Genomic DNA, 577 nt, shown 5'->3' on the forward strand with positions numbered 1-577 from the left:
TTGAAGCCAGTGACTGGAAGACGTGGCTCTTCCGATCTCCTCCGGACCGACGGGAGCATCGTCGAGAATCTCTACGCCGGCGGCGGCACGGCCTGCGGTATCAGCGGCCACGGCGCGGGCGGCTACCTCTCCGGTAACGGGCTGACGACCGCGCTCGGCTACGGCCGCCTCGCCGGCATTCACGCCCGCGAATCGCTCGACTGACGCCGCGGCGGGGTCACGGCCCCGGAGTAGAACAATCGAAACGACTCGTTTTCGACTCAATTTGCCGACCCGTACTTGATTCGTTGCAGGAATATCCACAGAACGTGACAACACGAGTACGGGAGGATTTATTACAGTAGGCACTAACCTCGATACCGATTGCCATGGGTAAGACTCTCAAGTCTTCGACGAGCAACAGGCGACGCTTCCTCAAAGCAACGGGCGCGAGCGTCGCGGCACTGACACTGGCCGGCTGTGCGAGCGACGACGCCGGAAACGGCGGCGGGTCGGGCGGCGACTCGGGCGAGTCCGGCGGCGAGACGGGCACCGCGACGGGGACGCCCGAACAGTCCGTCGACGAGGTCGTCATCGG

General features: G+C 64.6%; 1 protein-coding gene and 1 pseudogene. Both read left to right on the forward strand.

Annotated features, from left to right (window positions below):
- Nucleotides 1–204: pseudogene (locus DVK05_RS16415) on the forward strand (hypothetical protein); the annotation flags it as partial.
- A gap of 164 nt (nucleotides 205–368) precedes the next feature.
- Nucleotides 369–577: twin-arginine translocation signal domain-containing protein (locus DVK05_RS16420; RefSeq protein WP_121564951.1), on the forward strand; the 209-nt coding region annotated here is incomplete at its 3' end.

Origin of the sequence: Halorubrum sp. Atlit-8R, from assembly GCF_003666025.1 — an archaeon.
Taxonomy (GTDB): Archaea; Halobacteriota; Halobacteria; order Halobacteriales; family Haloferacaceae; genus Halorubrum; species Halorubrum salinarum.